The 19,715-nt window shown below is 64.8% G+C and carries 19 protein-coding genes; 15 read left to right on the forward strand and 4 right to left on the reverse strand.

All coding sequences use genetic code 11. The features are described from left to right. Positions 1 to 38 precede the first annotated feature (38 nt). From XH80_RS30425 to XH80_RS30435, 3 genes are read left to right on the forward strand one after another with little or no spacing between them, the layout of a single operon-like run. Complete coding sequence (locus tag XH80_RS30425; protein WP_271601766.1) at positions 39 to 2,243, forward strand: amylo-alpha-1,6-glucosidase; 2,205 nt, start codon at positions 39 to 41, stop codon at positions 2,241 to 2,243. 22 nt (positions 2,244 to 2,265) lie between these two features. Further along, positions 2,266 to 2,796, forward strand: coding sequence for a PRC-barrel domain-containing protein (locus XH80_RS30430; RefSeq protein WP_271601767.1), 531 nt, complete (start codon positions 2,266 to 2,268; stop codon positions 2,794 to 2,796). A gap of 23 nt (positions 2,797 to 2,819) precedes the next feature. Continuing rightward, on the forward strand, positions 2,820 to 4,130 hold the full coding sequence (locus XH80_RS30435) for an MFS transporter (protein ID WP_271601768.1): 1,311 nt from the start codon (positions 2,820 to 2,822) through the stop codon (positions 4,128 to 4,130). 42 nt (positions 4,131 to 4,172) lie between these two features. On the opposite strand, the gene XH80_RS30440 is transcribed toward XH80_RS30435, so the two are convergent. The 4 genes from XH80_RS30440 to fixL form a co-directional block, all read right to left on the reverse strand. Beyond that, positions 4,173 to 4,871: a helix-turn-helix domain-containing protein gene (locus tag XH80_RS30440; RefSeq protein WP_271601769.1), complete on the reverse strand. Its 699-nt coding sequence runs from the start codon at positions 4,869 to 4,871 to the stop codon at positions 4,173 to 4,175. Positions 4,872 to 5,092: 221 nt separating this feature from the next. Further along, positions 5,093 to 5,515: a response regulator gene (locus tag XH80_RS30445; RefSeq protein WP_057753397.1), complete on the reverse strand. Its 423-nt coding sequence runs from the start codon at positions 5,513 to 5,515 to the stop codon at positions 5,093 to 5,095. Between the two features lie 43 nt (positions 5,516 to 5,558). After that, positions 5,559 to 6,176: a response regulator FixJ gene (gene fixJ / locus XH80_RS30450; RefSeq protein ID WP_271601770.1), complete on the reverse strand. Its 618-nt coding sequence runs from the start codon at positions 6,174 to 6,176 to the stop codon at positions 5,559 to 5,561. A gap of 3 nt (positions 6,177 to 6,179) precedes the next feature. Beyond that, the gene (fixL, locus tag XH80_RS30455; RefSeq protein WP_271601771.1) at positions 6,180 to 7,697 is read right to left on the reverse strand and encodes a sensor protein FixL; all 1,518 of its coding nucleotides are present in this window, start codon (positions 7,695 to 7,697) and stop codon (positions 6,180 to 6,182) included. Positions 7,698 to 7,885: 188 nt separating this feature from the next. On the opposite strand from fixL, the gene XH80_RS30460 reads away from it, so the two are divergent. From XH80_RS30460 to XH80_RS30515, 12 genes are all read left to right on the forward strand, one after another. Next, entirely contained in the window at positions 7,886 to 8,716 is an 831-nt protein-coding gene (locus XH80_RS30460; protein WP_271601772.1) for a universal stress protein, read from the forward strand. Between the two features lie 37 nt (positions 8,717 to 8,753). Beyond that, a complete protein-coding gene (locus tag XH80_RS30465) occupies positions 8,754 to 9,179 on the forward strand; it encodes a CBS domain-containing protein (RefSeq protein ID WP_271601773.1) in 426 nt (141 codons plus the stop codon). A gap of 216 nt (positions 9,180 to 9,395) precedes the next feature. Then, positions 9,396 to 11,045, forward strand: a complete 1,650-nt coding sequence (ccoN, locus tag XH80_RS30470) for a cytochrome-c oxidase, cbb3-type subunit I (RefSeq protein ID WP_271601774.1) — start codon at positions 9,396 to 9,398, stop codon at positions 11,043 to 11,045. A gap of 10 nt (positions 11,046 to 11,055) precedes the next feature. Next, positions 11,056 to 11,790, forward strand: coding sequence for a cytochrome-c oxidase, cbb3-type subunit II (ccoO, locus tag XH80_RS30475; RefSeq protein WP_271601775.1), 735 nt, complete (start codon positions 11,056 to 11,058; stop codon positions 11,788 to 11,790). A gap of 13 nt (positions 11,791 to 11,803) precedes the next feature. Further along, on the forward strand, positions 11,804 to 11,968 hold the full coding sequence (locus tag XH80_RS30480; protein WP_057753387.1) for a CcoQ/FixQ family Cbb3-type cytochrome c oxidase assembly chaperone: 165 nt from the start codon (positions 11,804 to 11,806) through the stop codon (positions 11,966 to 11,968). A 6-nt stretch (positions 11,969 to 11,974) separates the two neighbouring features. Continuing rightward, a complete protein-coding gene (ccoP, locus tag XH80_RS30485; protein WP_271601776.1) occupies positions 11,975 to 12,850 on the forward strand; it encodes a cytochrome-c oxidase, cbb3-type subunit III in 876 nt (291 codons plus the stop codon). 121 nt (positions 12,851 to 12,971) lie between these two features. Next, a complete protein-coding gene (gene ccoG / locus XH80_RS30490; protein WP_271601777.1) occupies positions 12,972 to 14,438 on the forward strand; it encodes a cytochrome c oxidase accessory protein CcoG in 1,467 nt (488 codons plus the stop codon). A gap of 15 nt (positions 14,439 to 14,453) precedes the next feature. Further along, a complete protein-coding gene (locus tag XH80_RS30495; protein ID WP_271601778.1) occupies positions 14,454 to 14,939 on the forward strand; it encodes a FixH family protein in 486 nt (161 codons plus the stop codon). A gap of 10 nt (positions 14,940 to 14,949) precedes the next feature. Continuing rightward, complete coding sequence (locus XH80_RS30500; RefSeq protein WP_271601779.1) at positions 14,950 to 17,139, forward strand: cation-translocating P-type ATPase; 2,190 nt, start codon at positions 14,950 to 14,952, stop codon at positions 17,137 to 17,139. Beyond that, a complete protein-coding gene (gene ccoS, locus XH80_RS30505) occupies positions 17,139 to 17,309 on the forward strand; it encodes a cbb3-type cytochrome oxidase assembly protein CcoS (protein ID WP_057753377.1) in 171 nt (56 codons plus the stop codon). The genes XH80_RS30500 and ccoS overlap by 1 nt, the downstream gene beginning before the upstream one ends. 129 nt (positions 17,310 to 17,438) lie before the next feature. Then, a complete protein-coding gene (locus XH80_RS30510; RefSeq protein WP_271601780.1) occupies positions 17,439 to 18,578 on the forward strand; it encodes a patatin-like phospholipase family protein in 1,140 nt (379 codons plus the stop codon). Positions 18,579 to 18,650: 72 nt separating this feature from the next. Beyond that, entirely contained in the window at positions 18,651 to 19,601 is a 951-nt protein-coding gene (locus XH80_RS30515; protein WP_271601781.1) for an oxygenase MpaB family protein, read from the forward strand. Positions 19,602 to 19,715 lie beyond the last annotated feature (114 nt).

Genomic DNA, 19,715 nt, shown 5'->3' on the forward strand with positions numbered 1-19,715 from the left:
TGGTCGCCTTCGAAACACTGGCAGCAGGGGAGCAGCTCATGGCAGTCGAAGCCGCAACCAGGATCAGCTCGGCCTCGCAGACGATAGAGGCCGTTGCCGAGCAGCCGTTCTACATTCCAATGACGGGGCCCGCCGCGCGGCCCCGTCGCTCGCTCAAGCACGACGACACCTTCATCGTGCTGGACAGCCATGGCGACATCGGCGCCTCGGCCGGCGGGCCGGACGGCCTGTTCAACTGCGACACGCGTTATCTGGCGCGGCTGGAGCTGGTGCTCGACGATCTCCAGCCGCTGCTGCTCGGCTCGAACCTGCGCGACGACAATTCGGGTCTGACGGTCGACCTCACCAACCCCGATATCTATCGCCAGGGCCGCATCGTCCTGCAAAAGGACCTGCTGCACATCGTGCGCACCATCTTCCTGTGGCGCGGCACGGCGTATCAGCGCATCGGACTGCAGAACCACGGCGAGCAGCCGGCCTCCTTCGAGCTGACGCTGCTGTTCGACAATGATTTTGCCGATCTGTTTGAAGTGCGCGGCGAGCGGCGGCCGCGCCGGGGGACCGGCACCAGCAGGCTGCTCGGGCCCACCGACGTGCTGTTCGAATATCGCGGCCTCGACGAAGTCGAGCGCATCACCGGCCTGCATTTCGATCCGCGCCCGACGCGGCTCTCGGTCAATGCCGCGACCTGGCAGCTCGAGCTCGATCCGCACGAAGCCAAATCGCTGTTCGTGGCCGTGTCGTGCAACCGGCCGCTCGCGGAGAAGCCGGCGCGCTTCTTCCGGGGCCTGCTGGCGCATCGGCGCGAGATGCGGCGATCGGCGATCGGCACGACCAGCATCGAGACCTCCAACAACATCTTCAACGAGGTGCTGTGCCAGGCCATGGCCGACCTCAACATGCTGATGACGGAGACGCCGCAGGGGCGCTATCCCTATGCCGGCATTCCCTGGTATTCGACCACGTTCGGCCGCGACGGCCTGATCACGGCGCTGCAGATGCTGTGGGTCGATCCGCGGGTGGCCAAGGGCGTGCTGCGGCGGCTTGCGCATTTCCAGGCCAAGGCGGTCGACCCGCTCGCCGACGCCGCGCCCGGAAAGATCCTGCACGAGATGCGCGGCGGCGAGATGGCGGCGCTGCGCGAGGTGCCGTTCTCGCAATATTACGGCAGCGTGGATTCGACGGCGCTGTTCGTCCTGCTTGCCGGTCGCTATTTCGAGCGGACCGGCGATGAGAACACACTGGTGGAGCTGTGGCCCGCGATCGAGGCGGGGCTTGCCTGGATCGACGGTCCCGGCGATCCTGATCAGGACGGCTTTGTCGAATACCAGCGCGCGACCGAAAAGGGGCTCGCCAACCAGGGCTGGAAGGATTCCTACGACGCGATCTTCCACGCCGACGGCAAGCTCGCGGAAGGCAATATCGCGCTCGCCGAAGTCCAGGGCTATGTCTTTATGGCCAAGCAGCTCGCTGCGCGGTGCGCACGGACGCTGGGCAAGCCCGACCTCGCCAGCAAGCTCGAGGCGGAGGCCAAGGCGCTCGCCGAACGTTTTGAGGCGGCGTTCTGGTGCGAGGAGCTTGGTACCTATGCTGTCGCGCTGGACGGTCAGAAGCGGCGCTGCGAGGTCCGCACCTCGAATGCCGGGCAGGTGCTGTTCAGCGGCATGGTCCGCGAGGACCGCGCCCGCCTCGTGGCCGCCGATCTGATGCGCCCGCATTTCTTCTCGGGTTGGGGCATCCGCACCGTCGCGCGCGGCGAAGTCCGCTACAATCCGATGTCCTATCACGATGGATCGATCTGGCCGCACGACAACGCACTGATTGCGCTGGGCCTCGCCCATTACGGGCTCAAGCACTCGGTCGCGCACGTCTTCAAGGGCCTGTTCGACGCCGCGGCCTATATGGATCTGCGACGATTGCCGGAATTGTTCTGCGGCTTCCGCCGCGAGAAGCGGCGCGGCCCGACGCTCTATCCGGTTGCCTGCGCGCCGCAGGCCTGGGCCAGCGCGACGCCGTTCACGCTGCTGGAGGCGGCGCTCGGCCTCGAGTTCGACGTCGCGCGCCGAGAGATCCGGCTGCGTAATCCGCATCTGCCGGCATTTCTGAACGAGGTCATCCTGCGCGACCTGCGCCTGGGCGAATCCAGCGTGGATCTGCGCGTCAGCCGCCACGGCCACGACGTGGCGCTGGAGGTGCTGCGCACGCGCGGCCGGATCCAGGTGTCGATCGTGCTGGCGCATTAGCGGCCGCGGCAAGGAGGGTGTCATGCGTACCGCCGGATGGTTGGTTCTGAGCGTCGCGATCGTCGCGGGATTGACGGTTGCCCTAGCGCGTGCCGCGGAGGAATTGCCCGCGTCTGCCAATGCCCCGACCGAGACGAACGCACCGCCGACGGCTGCGCCGCCGGCTTCGGTCGTGCCCGTCACCCCGAAGGATGCGGTGCCGCCGCCATCGGTGACCATCATCGGCGCCAGCGACGCCCATGGCGTGCTCGGGCGTGACGTGCGCAGCGCGGCGGATGAGGACATGGGGCGTATTGTCGATGTCGTCGTCGATCGCGAGGGACATGTCCGCGCCGCCGTGATCGATTTCGGCGGCTTCCTCGGCGTCGGCAGCCGCAAGATCGTTGTGGACTGGAATGCACTGCGCTTCGGCAAGATTGCCAACAAGAAAGACAGCATCACCTTGGAATTGACCAAAGCGCAGGTCGCGGCTGCACCGGAATACAAGGAGGATACGCCGATGGTCGTGCTCGGGGCGTCCGGCAGTCTTCAACCGCTGCAGGCCATCCAGTGAGGACGGGGGAGGGCTGACCACCTGTGCTCTTGTCGAGGAAGCCGGATCATGCAAATCGCGAAGGACGCGTTGAACAGGACAACGTCGCCGCACCCGTCCTTGCGGCTATTCCCGCGCCGTCGCAACGAAGCCTGCGTGGTCTCGACTGGTTCATCTTCTTCCTCGCTGACGTGCAGACCGGCTTCGGCCCTTTCATCGCGGTCTATCTGACGACACAGAAATGGACACAGGTCGAGATCGGCTTCGTGCTGTCGATCGGCGGCATCGTCGCGCTGATCGGCCAGATGCCGGGCGGCGCCATCATCGATGCTGCGAAATCAGAACGACTGGTCGCGGCGCTCGCGATCGCCACCATTGGCTTTTGTGCGCTCGCCTATGCGGCGATGCCGATCTTCCCGGTGGTGGTGACGGCGGCGACGCTGCATGCGGCGGCGAGCTGCGTGCTGGGACCGGCGATCGCGGCGATCAGCCTTGGCCTGGTCGGCCCGCTCAAGATCGGCGAACGGCTCGGCCGCAATGCGCGCTTTGCCTCGCTCGGCAACGGCGTCGCTGCCGCCGTGATGGGCACGGCCGGCTATCTTCTCTCGAGCCGTTCGGTGTTCCTAGTCACATTCCTGCTCGCGATCCCGACACTGATCGCATTGTCGCGCATCCGCGAGGAGGAGGTCGACATCGCGCGCTGTCACGGCGAGATGCCGCGCGAGGCGCCGGAGCCCGGCGATACCAATATCTGGCATCTGATCCGGCAACGGCCGCTGATCGTCTTTGCGCTGAGCGTATTGTTGCTGCAACTCGCCAATGCCTCCATGATGCCGCTGATGGCGAGCGCCGTAACGGCACGGTCGAGCCAGTGGGCGACGGTGCTGGTTGCCTTCTGCATCGTCGTGCCGCAGGCGATCGTGGCGCTGCTGTCGCCGACCGTCGGACGCAAGGCGCAGGCGTGGGGACGGCGTCCGCTGCTGCTGATCGGGTTCGGCGCGCTGGCGATTCGTGGTCTTCTGTTTGCGACCGTGCGCGATCCCTATCTGTTGGTAGCGGTGCAGGTGTTCGACGGCATCACCGCGGCGGTGTTCGCAGTGATGATTCCGCTTGTTGTGGCCGACGTCGCGTTCGGAAGCGGGCACTTCAATCTCGCGCAGGGCATTGTCGGCACGGCGACCGGACTCGGTGCGTCCTTGAGCACCGCGCTTGGCGGCTATGTCAGCGACATGTTCGGCAATGCCACTGCATTCTTGGGGCTGGCGAGCATTGCAGCCTTGGGGCTCTTGCTGATCCTCTTCGTGATGCCGGAGACCCGGCGCACTGGCATTGCGGCAAAAGAAATGGCCGGCTGAACGAGATCAGCCGGCCATAGGGGGCAGGGGAGGACGAAAAGATCAGGCGTCGAGATTGTGCAGGCGCTGGCGGTTGCGCAGCACGATCTGGCGGGCGCCGGAGAAACCGAGAATGCCTTGGGCGTGGAGCTGCGACAGCGCGCGTGACACGGTCTCGAGCGTGAGGCCGAGATAGTCGCCGATGTCGCGGCGGCACATCGGCAGCGCCATCATGCCGGCAACCGCAAGGCGGCGGTCCATTTCGAGCAGGAAGGTCGCAACCCGCTCCATCGCGGTCTTGCGGCCCAAAAGCAGCATGTGGTCTTCGGCGTGGCGCAGCTCGCCGGCAGTCATGGCCCAGAGCTTGCGGGCGACCTGCACGTCGGTGCCGGCGGCCTTTTCGAGGCTGACACGCTTCACCAGGCGCACATCGGTGTCGATAATGGCCTCGGCGGCGAGGCGGTGGCTGGCGCCGGATTCGAGGCCGAACACGTCGCCGGGAAGATGGAACGCGCCGATCTGGCGGCGGCCGTCCGAGAGGAGCTTGTAGGTGCGGACCGCGCCGGAGACGACCTGGTAGACATATTCCGCAGGCTCGTCCTCGCCGTAAATCTCCTCGTCCTTGCGGTAGGAGAACTCGGTGGCGACCAGGCCGACATGACCGGTGACGGCGCCGAACTGGTCGGAGACGGGATGAACAGGGGCAATCCTGCCACCGATTTGGGTGTTGATCGCCTGGGTGTTGAGGGTCTGCGTCAGCATTTGCGCCATCTCCGTTGTGATGGCGCCTTGATACGCGGTATCGGGTGCTTCGAAAATTTCGCGAGATATCTTAAGGAGGGTTACCTACGTAGAACCCCGTAGGTCGCCGAGTTCGTAGCCCGGATGGAGCGCAGCGAAATCCGGGCTTAGCTCCGCAATCGGATTCCCGGATTGCGCTGCGCTCCATCCGGGCTACGGGGACCTGCGTAGAGTCCCGTAGGTCAATTCCGGCGGCGGGCCTGGATGGCGTGACGGATGCCTTTGACCAGATTCTCGTCGAGAAGCGGCTTCAAGATCACGTCTTTCACGCCTGCTGCCTTTGCCCGAGCCGAGATATTGCTGTCGGGATAGCCGGTGATCAGGATCACCGGCGTGTCGCGGTCGGACTGGTGCAAGCGGCCGGCGAGCTCGATGCCGTTGATGTCGGGCATCTTGTAGTCGATCACGTAGCAGTCCGCGCCGGACGGGCTTGTCGCGTTGAGCAGCGCCGTGGCGTTCCTGAACGTCCGCACGGCAAAGCCGTCGGTTTCCAGCAGAAAACGCAGGGATCCGAGCACGGCGTCATCGTCGTCGACCACGTAGACGGTGGGCTTTACCGATGACGCCATGGGGAGCCGCGCATGGTGCGAGCCGATTTCGATCATTTGAATTGGCTAGCACAGGCTGAGGCAACCGCCTTGACTTGCCTCAATCCTTCAGCAAGCCGGCGCGCATTGCCAGCCGGACCAGCTCCGAGAGGCTGCCCGCCTGCATCTTGGTCATGACATTGGCCCGGTACACCTCGATGGTGCGCGGGCTGATGTCGTATTCGCGGGCGATCAGCTTGTTGGACAGGCCGGCGACCAGTCCTTCCATGACCTGGCGCTCGCGCGGACTGAGGGATGCGACGCGGGCGGCGATGTCCTGGGATATGGCTTCGTTCTTGGCGGCGGGCTCGGCGTGCTGGATCGCCGATTCGATCATCGAGACGAGGCGGTCGTCCTCGAACGGCTTTTCCAGGAAGTCGACGGCCCCTAACTTCATCGCCTCGACCGCAAGCGGCACGTCGCCGTGGCCGGTCATGATCAGGATCGGAAACGGCGAGTGCTGCGCCTTCATCAGCTTCAAGAGCTCGATGCCGTCGATGCCAGGCATGCGCACGTCGGAGAGGACACAACCGAACGCAAGGCCGGGGAGGGCATCGAGGAAGCGTTGCGCGTCACCGAACAGAGTTACGCTGTAACCCGATGAATCGAGCAGAAAATTCAGCGAATCGCGCATCGCTTCGTCGTCGTCGATCACGTAGACAATTCCGTTGGTCGTCATGGTTCAGCTCTCGTCGGCTGCAGGCAGAGTGAAGCGGAATGTCGCGCCGCCCGATGCGTTGCTCTCGGCCCACATGCGCCCGCCATGAGCCTCGATGATCGAGCGGCTGATCGACAGTCCCACCCCCATACCGGTTTCCTTGGTGGTGAAGAAGGTCTGAAACAGATTCGGAACGACGTCGTCCTGGAAGCCGGAGCCGGTGTCGGAAACCTCGATCTCGATCATGTCGTCACCGACACGGGCGTTGGTGACGACGAGCTCCCGTCGCGGCGACTGCGCCATCGCCTCCAGCGCGTTGCGGAACAGATTGACCAGGACCTGCTGGATCTGGACCCGGTCGGCGAGCACGAGATCGGCATTCTGATCCAGACTGAACCGAAGCTGGACGTTCTGTTCGCGCGCACCGGCGAGCCCGAGCGCGCCGGCTTCCTCGATCAGCTTGGAGAGGCTTTCCACCCGCTTTTCGGACTCACCGCGTGCGACGAAATCGCGAAGGCGCCGAATGATCTGGCCTGCACGCACAGCCTGCTCCGCGGCGCGATCCAGTGCGCTTTCGATCTTCGCCAGATTCGGATCTGCGCTGCCGGCGAGCAGTCGCCGCGATCCCTTCATGTAGTTGCTGATCGCGGCCAGAGGCTGATTCAGCTCGTGAGCCAGCGCGGACGCCATCTCGCCCATCGCGCTCAGGCGCGAAACATGGACGAGCTCGGACTGCAACTCCTGGAACCGCGCCTGGGTCTGCTGATGCTCGGTGAGGTCGCGGACGAAGCCGGTGAAATAGGGCTCGCCGCCCGACTGCATCTCGCCGATCGACAGGTGCATCGGAAAGGTGGTGCCGTCGCGGCGCTTGCCGGTGACGATGCGGCCGATGCCGATGATGTGCGGATCCTGGGTGGAGCGGTAGCGCGCGATATAGCCGTCATGGCGGGAGCGATCCGGCTCCGGCATCAGGATGCTGACGTTCTGGCCGATCGCCTCCTGCTCCGACCAGCCGAACAGGCGCTCGGCCGCCGTCGAGAACAGCTGGATGATGCCGCGACCGTCGATGACGATCATGGCGTCGGGAATGGTGTGGAGGATGGAGCGGAGGTGGGTCTCGCGCGTGCGCAGCGCTTCCTCGACGTGCTTCTCCTCGTCGATGTCCAGGAAGATGCCGCTGAGATGACGGGCGGCGCCGGCCTCATCACGGATCAGGCCGGCGCGAGCCCTGATCCATTTTTCCCCGCCTATGGCCCCGGCGACTCTGAAGGACACATCGAGGCCGCCGCCGCGCTCGGAGACGCGCCGGATCGCACTCTCGACCCGCTCGCGATCCTTCGGCTCCAGATGCGACAGGAAGAGCTCGTAGCTCTCCGGCTGGTCTGCCGGGACGCCGAGCAGGGCCCTGGACGCGTCGGACCATTCCCATTCCATGGTCTTGAGGTCGAGATCCCAGGTGCCGACGCCGAATCCCTCGATCCGGACGCGGAAATGTTCGCCCCGGCCGTCATCTTGAGGGTGCGTTACGCGGGTCGGCGACAAGCAATGCTCCTGATCCTGATGCGGTGACCCCGATGCGGTTACCGCTGCCGCAATGTCGCCCAAGCCCGGCTCGGAGGCAAGTTCCGTCGCCGGTCGGCGGGTGGAGGCGGAGCGCTTGATCTATCTCATCTCCGGAAGTCAGGCGGGGCGTACATTTTCATCAAATAGATTTGCACTGGAGGCTTCCGATGACATACGCGACGGTGATGGTCAGCCTGGCGCTCGGCCAGCCCAACGATGCGCGCCTTCAGGTCGCCGGCGAGCTTGCCGAACGATTCGAGGCGGCGATCGTCGGGGTCGCCGCGGCGCGGTTCGCTCCGCCACTTTATTTCACGGACGGCATCGCAGCTCAGCGGTTGATCGATCAGGAAGAAACCTCCATCAAGGGGCGCCTTGCCGGCCTGGAGACGCAATTCCGCGCCGCGACCAAGGCCCGCGGCGGACGGGTGGAATGGCGCAGCGCCACGGACTTCCCCGCACGATTCGTCGCAGCGCAGGCGCGCTGTGCCGACATCGTCGTCAGCGGCGGACAGAGCCCCGCCTTCTCCGATTCCTTTGCGCTCGCAAGCCCCAAGGATCTGGTGATGCAGGCCGGCCGGCCGCTGCTGGTGGTGCCCGACGGGATCAAGTGGCTCGATCTGCGCAGCGTGCTCGTGGCCTGGAAGGACACGCCCGAGGCGCGGCGGGCGGTGGCTGACGCGCTGCCCATGCTGCGCAAGGCGAAGGACGTCACCATCGTCGAGATTCCTGAGGCGGACGGAGACCATGCGGTCGTTGCCGAGCGTGTCAGCGACGTCGCCGCCTGGCTCGCCCGCCACGGCGTCACGGCGACGGCGCGCGTGGTGGAGGCGGGGAACGAAACGGCCGACGTGCGATTGGAGGGGGTCGCCGGCGATGTCGGAGCCGGCCTGATCGTCGCCGGGGCCTACGGCCATTCCCGCTTCAGCGAGCTTATTCTCGGCGGCGTCACGGAATATCTGGTCACGCAATCCGCGCGCTGCGTGCTGCTGTCGCATTGAAGGCGAGGCCGTACTGACAAATCGATGAGGACGAGCCGTGTACAAATTCCTTGAGCAGACCGCCGGCGGCTACATGACGCGCAACGTCAGGACGGTGCAGCGTGACCACAATCTGCTCGCGCTCAGCGAGATGTTCGAGCAGGACGATTTCAATTCCTACCCCGTCGAGGACGACGGACAGGTCGTCGGCATCGTCACCAAGTTCGACATCCTGAAGTGCTTCGCCTTCACGCCGAGCCAGATGCTGCCGCGCTATCACGACCTGATGGGCCGGAAGGTCGGCGATGTCATGACGCCGGAGTTCATCTATGTCAGTCCCGACACGCGGCTGACGCGCGTTCTCCAGATCATGGTCGAGCACCGCATCCGCAGCATCATCGTGCTCGACAGCGCCCAGAAGCTCGCCGGAATCGTTGCGCGCGAGGACGTCATCGCGGCGCTGAAGGCGACCGCGAGCGACTGACCGGAACCGGACAGCAGGACCTCGTCATTGTGAGCCAACGGGTCCGCGCCAAGCGCGGCCCCGAGAGCCTTTAACTCGCGCCGCCGCAAAAATACCGGGCTGTCGCGAAAATGACCGCCAGATCCGAAGAACTGAACGGCAAGTCTTGATTTCAATCAATTCCCCGCGAGGGTGAATGTGGTTTCTGGCAGCGTGTTCTTTCAGAGAGAATCCGCGATGCCCCAGCCCTCCATCTCCAAATCAATGACCATCGGTGAAAGCGGCTTGGCTGTCGTGTTCGCAGTCACCGCGTTCCTCTGTGTGATCGCTTCGGCCAAGGCGCTTGACGCGCCCTTCGCCTTCCACGCTGCGCTCGGAGCAGCTGGCAGCCTTGCCGCGGTGTTCTTCATCGTCAACAATTACTACGACCGCCCGGCGAGCTTGCCCGCCGAGGAGATCAACGGCCGGCCCAACTACAACATGGGCCCGATCAAGTTCTCCTCCTTCATGGCAATGTTCTGGGGCATCGCCGGCTTCCTGGTCGGGCTGATCATCGCATCCCAGCTGGCCTGGCCCGCACTGAACTTCGATCTGCCCTGGATTCAATTCGGCCGGCTGCGGCCGCTGCACACCTCCGCCGTGATCTTCGCTTTCGGCGGCAATGTACTGCTCGCAACCTCCTTCTACGTGGTGCAGAAGAGCTGCCGTGCGCGGCTCGCGGGTTATCTCGCGCCCTGGTTCGTCGTCGTCGGCTATAATTTCTTCATCCTGGTCGCGGGCACGGGCTATCTGCTCGGCGTGACGCAGGGCAAGGAATATGCGGAGCCGGAATGGTACTCCGACCTCTGGCTGACCATCGTCTGGGTGGTTTATCTGCTGGTCTTCCTCGTCACCATCATCAAGCGCAAGGAACCGCACATCTTCGTCGCGAACTGGTTCTATCTCGCCTTCATCGTGACGATCGCGGTTCTGCATCTCGGCAACAACCCCGCGCTGCCGGTATCGATCCTCGGCTCAAAATCCTACATCGCCTGGGGCGGCATCCAGGATGCGATGTTCCAATGGTGGTACGGCCATAACGCGGTGGGCTTCTTCCTCACCGCCGGCTTCCTCGCCATCATGTACTACTTCATTCCGAAGCGCGCGGAGCGGCCGATCTATTCCTACCGGCTCTCGATCATCCATTTCTGGGCGCTGATCTTCCTCTACATCTGGGCCGGTCCGCACCATCTGCACTACACCGCGCTGCCGGACTGGACGCAGACGCTCGGCATGACCTTCTCGATCATGCTGTGGATGCCCTCCTGGGGCGGCATGATCAACGGCCTGATGACGCTGTCGGGCGCCTGGGACAAGCTGCGGACCGACCCCGTGCTGCGCATGCTGGTGGTCTCCGTCGCCTTCTACGGCATGTCGACTTTCGAGGGACCGATGATGTCGATCAAGGTGGTCAACTCGCTCAGCCACTACACCGACTGGACCATCGGTCACGTGCATTCCGGTGCGCTCGGCTGGGTCGGCTTCGTTTCCTTCGGCGCGCTGTACTGCCTGGTGCCGTGGGCGTGGAATCGCAAGGGTCTCTACAGCTTGAAGCTCGTCAACTGGCACTTCTGGATCGCAACCCTCGGCATCGTGCTCTACATCTCGGCGATGTGGGTGTCCGGCATCCTCCAGGGCCTGATGTGGCGCGCCTACACCTCGCTCGGCTTCCTCGAATATTCCTTCATCGAGACCGTCGAGGCGATGCATCCCTTCTACATCATCCGTGCCGCCGGCGGCGCGCTGTTCCTGATCGGCTCGCTGATCATGGCCTATAACCTCTGGATGACCGTTCGTGTCGGCGAGCAGGAAGTCCAGATGCCCGTCGCTCTTCAGCCGGCGGAGTGAGGAGCTTCCCATGTCGTTCTGGACACGCCATCAAGTCTTCGAAAAGAACTCGATCATCCTGATCGTCGGCATCCTGCTGGTGATCGCGATCGGTGGTCTCGTTGAAATCACGCCGCTGTTCTACCTCAAGAGCACGATCGAGGTGGTCGACGGTGTCAGGCCCTACACGCCGCTCGAGCTCGCCGGGCGCAACGTCTATGTCCGCGAAGGCTGCTATCTCTGCCATTCGCAGATGATCCGCCCGCTGCGCGACGAGGTCGAGCGCTACGGCCACTTCTCGCTCGCCGCCGAGAGCATGTTCGACCACCCGTTCCAATGGGGCTCGAAGCGCACCGGTCCTGACCTTGCCCGCGTCGGCGCCAAATATTCCGACGATTGGCACGTCACCCATCTGACCAATCCGCGCGCGATCGTGCCGCAGTCGGTGATGCCCGGCTATCCGTTCCTCAGCTCGACGGAGGTCGATCCGTCGACCATCGCCGATCATATGCGCACGCTGCGGACCGTCGGCGTTCCCTATAGCGACGACCAGATCGCCAACGCGGCCGCGGACATGAAGGCGCAGGCCGATCCTGACAATGCCGGCGCCGATGCCTTCACCAAGCGCTACGCCAAGGCCGTCGTGCGCAATTTCGACGGCAAGACCGGAACGCCGACCGAGATGGACGCGCTGATCGCCTATTTGCAGATGCTCGGCACGCTGGTCGACTTCAAGCTGTACAACGAGAAAGCCAATCTTCGCTGAGAAGGCATCACCGATGAAAGCCATCCTGACATTCGACAATCTCGCATCCAGCCTCGTGACAACGATCTGGACGCCGGTCTTCGTCGCGATCTTTCTCGCGATCGTCGCCTACGCATTCTGGCCCCGCAACAAGGCGGCCTTCGACGAAGCAGCCCGCCTGCCGCTGCGGGAGGAGTGAGAGATCATGAGTGAGCATCAAGGGGAATTCGATTCCGTCACCGGCAGGTCCACGACCGGACATGAGTGGGATGGCATCAAGGAGCTCAACACGCCGCTGCCGCGCTGGTGGGTGATTACGTTCTATCTCACCATCGTCTGGGCGATCGGCTACTGGATCGTCTATCCGGCCTGGCCGTTGATCTCCGGCAACACGCGCGGTGTGCTCGGCTATTCATCGCGCGCCGACGTCGCGGTCGAGCTCGCCAACCTCGACAAGATCAGGGGCGACAAGATGGTGGCGCTGGGCGCGGCCTCGCTTGCCGACATCGAGAAGGATCCGGCCCTGCTGGCGCTCGCCCGCGCCAAGGGCAAGACCGTGTTCGGCGACAATTGCGCGCCGTGCCACGGCTCGGGCGCGGCCGGCGCCAAGGGCTTTCCGAACCTGAACGACGACGACTGGCTGTGGGGCGGCACGCTCGACCAGATCATGCAGACCATCCAGTTCGGCGCACGCTCCGGTCACGCCAAGACCCATGAGGGCCAGATGCTCGCCTTCGGCAAGGACGGCGTGCTGAAGCCGGACGAGATCGTCACGGTGGCCAATTATGTCCGCTCGCTCGCGGGCCTTCCGACCCGGAACGGCTACGACGCTGCCAAGGGCGGGAAGATTTTTGCCGACAATTGCGTCGCCTGCCACGGTGACGGCGGCAAGGGCAACCAGGAGCTCGGTGCGCCAAACCTGACCGACAAGATCTGGCTCTACGGCTCCGACGAGGCGACCCTGATCGAGACCATCACGAATGGCCGCGCCGGCGTCATGCCAGCCTGGGAAGGGCGGCTCGATCCGGCCACCATCAAGGCGATGGCGGTCTATGTCCACTCGCTGGGCGGTGGAAAATAGCCTGAAAACTGACGATCGGCGGCAGGCGGGGGCGAACAAAATCGCCCCCGTTTGCGCTGGATCAACGGACCCAGCGACGTCGGGTCTAGGTTTAATCGCACCTTCCGAGGCGACTTGAGCGATGAACAAGGCCGTGAACCCGAAAGACCTCACATCAGATGATGACTACGGGCCGCTCTACGCAGCCCGCAAGAAGGTCTATCCCCAAAGCGTCCACGGCACCTTCCGCCGGATCAAATGGGGCCTGATGGCGTTCTGCCTCGGCGTCTATTACTTCCTGCCCTTCGTCCGTTGGAACCGCGGTCTCGGCGCCCCGAGCCAGGCCGTGCTGATCGATCTTCCCAACAGCCGCTTCTATTTCTTCTTCATCGAGCTGTGGCCGCAGGAGGTCTATTATTTCACCGGCCTTCTGATCGTCGCCGCGGTCGCGCTGTTCCTGATGAACTCGGTGGGCGGCCGCATCTGGTGCGGCTATCTCTGCCCGCAGACGGTGTGGACCGACCTGTTCTACGCGGTCGAGCGCTTCGTCGAGGGCGACCGCCGTGAACGCATGATGAAGGACAAATCGGTCGGCGCGTTGACGATCCGGCGTGTCTCGGAGATAGCGCTGAAGAATTTCATCTGGCTGATGATCGCCTGGTGGACCGGCGGCGCCTGGGTGCTCTATTTCAACGACGCCCCGACGCTTGTGAAGCAGCTGTTGACCTTCCAGGCGCCAGCCATCGCCTATATCTGGATCGCCATCCTCACCGCGACCACCTTCGTGCTCGCCGGCTACATGCGCGAGCAGGTCTGCACCTATATGTGCCCGTGGCCGCGCATCCAGGCCGCGCTCACCGACGAATGGGCACTCAACGTCACCTATCGCTACGACCGCGGCGAGAAGCGCACCTCCGTGAAGAAGGCCGCCGAGCTGCGCGCGCTCGGCGAGCATGTCGGTGACTGCATCGACTGCTATCAATGCGTCGCGGTCTGTCCGACCGGCATCGACATCCGCGACGGCGCGCAGATGGGCTGCATCCAGTGCGGGCTCTGCATCGACGCCTGCGACAATGTCATGACCAAGATCGGCCGGCCAACTCGCCTGATCGCCTATGACAACGACATCAACATCCACCGCCGCCAGGAGGGCAAGGCGCCGATCTACCGCATCGTCCGTCCGCGCACCATGGTTTACAGCGTGATCATCGCGGCGGTCGGCGGCATCATGATCTACGTGCTGGCGACCCGCACCCTGCTCGACATCAACGTGCTGCATGACCGCAACCCGGTTGCGGTCAGGCTCAGCGACGGCTCGATTCGCAATGCCTACACCGCCCGGCTCTTGAACAAGAGCGGACATGATCGCGTGATCGCGATCGATATCGATGGCCCGGTCAATTCGACGATCCATGTCGTCGGTGCTGATTCCGTGACGCCGGACCGCCCGATGATCGTGATACCCCGCGACTCCACCAGCGAGCTGCGCCTGCTCGTCACTGCGCCGGCCGAGGGCAATCCGGAGAAGTCGATTCCGGTTCGCTTCCACGTCACCGATATCGGGCTCGGCGAGGCTGCATCCACCACAGACAATTTCGTCGCGCCGTAAGACCAGGAGACTGCAATGGCAACCAAGCCGCTGACCGGAACAAAGGTCTTGCTGATCCTCGTCGCCTTCTTCGGCGTCGTGATCGGTGTCAACGTCACCATGATGAAGCTCGCGATTGCGACGCTGCCCGGCACAGATGTCGACAGCCCCTATGCCGCGGGTCTCGCCTACGACCGCGAGATCTCGGCGGCGCAGGACCAGGCCTCACGCAAATGGCAAGTCAACGCCCATATCGAGCGGCGCGCCGACGGCAACGCCGTGCTTCAGGTTGAGGCGCGTGATGCAAGCGGCCAGCCGTTGGCCGGATTGAAATTCGCAGGCCGCCTGGAACGACCGACCGACAAGCGCGCGGATCTCGCGGTCGGGCTCGCGGAGGCCGGCATCGGCATCTATCGTGGCAATGCCGCCTCCGTCGCGCCCGGCCAGTGGGATCTCGTCATCGAGGGCGACGCGAAAGGTGAGCGCGTGTTCCTGTCGCGCAACCGCGTCATCTTGAACTGAAGGCCGCGCCATGCAGGTGACACGCGATTTCTCCCACTACGTCCGCAGCGCAGGCGCGGGCCTCCAGCACATCGACCTCGCGGTCGAGGGCGTTCACTGCGCCGGCTGCATGGCCAAGATCGAGCGCGGCCTGTCTGCGATCCCCGACGTCACGCTGGCGCGGGTGAACCTTACCGACCGGCGCGTCGCGCTGGAATGGAAGGAGGGCACGCTCGATCCCGCCCGTTTCATCGACCGGCTCGAGGAGCTCGGCTACAAGGCCTATCCTTACGAGACCGAGAGCGCGGAAGCGACTGAAGTGGCGGAATCGCGTTTCCTGCTGCGTTGCCTCGGCGTTGCCGCCTTTGCCACCATGAACGTGATGATGCTGTCGATCCCGGTGTGGTCGGGCAACGTCTCGGACATGCTGCCCGAGCAGCGCGACTTCTTTCACTGGCTGTCGGCGCTGATCGCGCTGCCGGCGGCGGCCTATGCCGGCCAGCCGTTCTTCCGCTCGGCATGGCGGGCGCTGTCGAACAAGACCACCAATATGGACGTGCCGATCTCGATCGGCGTGTGCCTCGCGCTCGGAATGTCCGTGGTCGAGACCGTCAATCACGCCGAGCACGCCTATTTCGACGCGGCGATCATGCTGTTGACCTTCCTTCTGGTCGGCCGCTTCCTCGACCAGAACATGCGGCGCCGGACCCGCGCGGTCGCCGGCAATCTCGCCGCGCTCAAGGCGGAGACGGCGGCAAAATTCGTCGGGCCCGACGAGATCTCGCAGGTGCCGGTTGCGGCGATCCATCCCGGTGACATCGTGCTCTTGCGGCCCGGCGAGCGCTGCGCCGTCGACGGCACCGTGATCGAGGGACGCTCCGAGATCGACCAGAGCCTGATCACCGGCGAGACGCTCTATGTCACGGCCGAGCGCGGCACGCCTGTCTATGCCGGCTCCATGAACATCTCCGGCAGCTTGCGGGTGCGGGTTTCGGCTGCGTCGGAAGCAACTCTGCTCGCCGAGATCACCCGCTTGCTCGACAACGCGCTCGCCGCGCGCTCGCGTTACATGCGGCTCGCCGACCGTGCCTCGCGCCTCTATGCGCCGGTGGTGCATGCCACCGCGCTGATCACCATTCTGGGCTGGGTGATCGCGGGGACGAGCTGGCATGATGCGATCGTGACAGGCGTTGCGGTGCTGATCATCACCTGTCCCTGTGCGCTCGGGCTTGCGATTCCGACCGTGCAGACGGTGGCCTCGGGCGCGATGTTCAAGGCCGGTGTGCTGCTCAATTCCGGCGACGCCATCGAGCGTCTTGCCGAGGCGGATCACGTCATCTTCGACAAAACAGGCACGCTGACGCTGCCGGATCTCGATGTGACCAATGCGGCTGACATTCCCCCCGACAGTTTTGCGCTCGCCGGCCGGCTCGCGCTGTCGAGCCATCACCCGGTCGCTGCCGCGGTTGCGCAGGCTGCGGATGCAAAGTCCCCGATCGTGGGCGCGGTCGAGGAAGCCGGGCAGGGCGTCCGTGCTGTGGTGGACGGTGTCGAGCTCCGCCTTGGCCGTCCCTCCTTCTGCGGCGCCGAGGCGCTGGTCGGTCGCGCCACGCTGGATCCTGAAGCGTCTATCGTGGCTTTCAGCAAGGGCGCTGAGAAATTCATCCTCTCGGTGCGGCAAGGCCTGCGGCCGGATGCGCAGGCCGTGATCGCCGCGCTGAAGGATCGCAACATCGGCGTCGAGATCCTCTCCGGCGACCGCGAGCCCGCGGTGATTGCGGCAGCCCACGCGCTCAGCATCGCCGAATGGCGCGCCGGCGTCACGCCCGCCGACAAGATCGCGCGGATCGAGGAGCTGAAGCGGCGCGGCAGCAAGGTCCTGATGGTTGGCGACGGCATGAACGATGCACCGTCGCTGGCGGCAGCCCATGTCTCGATGTCGCCGATTTCGGCGGCACATCTGAGCCAGGCCACTGCCGATCTCGTCTTCCTCGGCCGGCCGCTGGCCCCGGTCGTCGCGGCGATCGATTCCGCGCGCAAGGCGCTGCATCTGATGCGGCAAAACCTCTGGCTTGCGATCGGCTATAATGTGCTGGCCGTGCCGGTCGCGATCAGCGGCGTGGTGACGCCCTTGATTGCCGCGGCCGCCATGAGCGGATCCTCGATCCTGGTCATGCTGAACTCGCTGCGGGCCCGCAGCGCCTCGCGGGAGATGGTGTGATGGAGATCCTGGTCATCCTGGTGCCCCTGGCGCTGATGCTTGGAGGTGCGGGCCTTGCCGCCTTCCTCTGGTCGCTCCGCAGCGGCCAGTACGACGATCTTGACGGTGCCGCCTGGCGGGCGATTGCGGACGACGAGCCGCCGCCCCAGGAGGCGCCGGCAAAGCGTTAACGTATCCTTGGTTCCCCAGGCTTCTGCACTCCCTCCCGGACGATGGTTGCTGGACGGCCGATGGTCGTCGGGCGTAACAATGACGGAGGATTTTGCGTAGGGCTCTTCCGGAGCAGGAGTGCGGCGGGCATGGGAAATGCCGGGGTGTGCAGGCCGAGCGGCCTGCCGGGACAGATCGTGCTGGTGCTGCAAGGCGGCGGCGCGCTCGGCGCCTATCAGGCGGGTGTCTACCAGGCCCTGCATGAGGCGGGCATCGAGCCGGACTGGGTGATCGGCACCTCGATCGGTGCCATCAATGCCAGCCTGATCGCCGGCAATGCGCCGGAAGTCAGGCTCGCGCGCCTGAAGGAATTCTGGAAGCGGATGGAGCAGAAGCCGGCCTGGCCTCTACCGTCGGGCGTTCCCGGCTTCGATGACGCGCTTGCCTATTGGTCGACAGTTGCCCACGGCATTGCCGGCTTCTTCCAGCCCAATCCGCTGGCGCATGCCGGCGAGTGCTTTCCGCTCGGCGCCGATCGCGCCGGCTATTATTCGACAGCGCCGCTGGAGCGCACGCTGGCCGAGCTCGTCGATTTCGGCCGCGCCAATTGCGGCGCGCCGCGCCTCACGGTTGGTGCTGCCCATGTCGGCAGCAGCCAGATGCGCTATTTCGACACGCGCGACTGTGAGCTGACCGTGAAGCACGTGATGGCCTCGGGCGCGCTGCCGCCGGCCTTCCCGGCGGTGCGTATTGACGGCGAGCTTTATTGGGACGGCGGCATTCTTTCGAACTCGCCGACGGAAGCCGTGTTCGACGACAATCCGCGCCGGGATTCGCTGATCTTCTCCGTGCATCTGTGGAATCCCGTCGGCGCCGAACCGACGACGATGAGAGAGGTCCTGACCCGGCACAAGGACGTGCAATATTCCAGCCGGATCACGAGCCAGATCGAGCGCCAGCAACAGGCCCATCGCTTGCGCCACGTCATCAACCAGCTTGCGGCGCGATTGCCCGAGGGCGAGCGCGATGATCCCGCGGTGAGGGAGTTGATCGCCTACGGCTGCTCGACGCGCATGCATGTCGTGCGGCTGCTGGCGCCGCAGCTCGCGCGCGAGACCCATACCAAGGACATCGACTTCAGCCCGTCCGGCATTAAGCAGCGTTGGGACGCCGGCTATGCGCATACAAGGTCGGTGTTGGCGCGTACGCCGTGGATCGGCGAGTTCGATCCGTTGTCGGGTGTCGTGCTGCACGATCATATCGACGAGATGCCGCTGGCGGCGGAGTAGCGGTTCGCTTCATCGAATTGCCACAGGCCTTGTGGATCGTCATCGCTTGCGCAATCGGAAGGTGTCGCAAAGGTGGTCTCGGAAGACGATCTGGAAACTGCTCTCGACAAGGTGCGGGCTGCAGCCGCAGGACCGGTCGCCGGCGTATTCGGCCCGGACTCGATGACCTGGCGGATCGACCGCGAAGCCGCCGTCTTTCTCGGTGCCGGCCGCGCGCTGCTGCTTCAGCTCGCCCATCCCTGGGTGGCGGCCGCCATTGCCGAGCACTCGACGACCCTTGTCGATCCGGTCGGCCGCTTTCACCGCACCTTCGACGTCGTCTTTGCCATGGTGTTCGGCTCGCTCGACCGGGCGCTGCTGTCGGCCCGGCAACTGCACCGGCGCCACACCATGATCGTCGGCGAGATGCCCGAGACCGTCGGCCCGTTCGCGGCCGGGTCGCGCTACTGCGCCAACGACATCGCGTCGCTGCGCTGGGTTCATGCGACGCTGGTCGGGTCGGCGCTGATGGCGCATGACCTGATCCTGCCTCCGCTTATGGTCGAGGAGCGCGAGCGCTACTGGGCCGAGAGCCGGACCTATGGCGCGCTGTTCGGACTGACTGATGATGATCTGCCGGCGGACTGGGCTGGCTTTGCGGCTTATACGGCGAAGATGATGCAATCGGAGACGTTGACCGTCGGTCCGGCCGCGCGCGAGATCGCCGCGCAGATCCTTGGTGGCGCGCGGCCCTGGTTGCGGCCGCCGCGCTGGTATCGGGCGCTCACCGCAAAGATGCTGCCGGAGCGGCTCCGCGCCGGCTTCGGGCTTGCGATTGACGAGCGGGACGCAAGCTCTGCCGACACAGCGCTGCGATGGATCCGGCGCATCTATCCGAAACTGCCCGACAGGCTGCGCTATGCCAGCCCTTACCACGAAGCGCAGGCGCGCCTGCGCGGCGAGCCGCAGCCCGACTGGCTGACACGCTGCCTCAATCGCGCCTGGATCGGCCGGCCGAAGATGGATGTGCGCGGGAAGGGGTGAAAGCGCCCGCTCGTGCCACACGCGCGCCGTCATTGCGAGGAGCTCTTGCGACGAAGCAATCCAGACCGCTTCCGCGGAGACAGTCTGGATTGCTTCGCTCCGCTCGCAATGACG

The sequence above is a fragment of the Bradyrhizobium sp. CCBAU 45384 genome (assembly GCF_028128665.1).
Lineage (GTDB): Bacteria > Pseudomonadota > Alphaproteobacteria > Rhizobiales > Xanthobacteraceae > Bradyrhizobium > Bradyrhizobium manausense.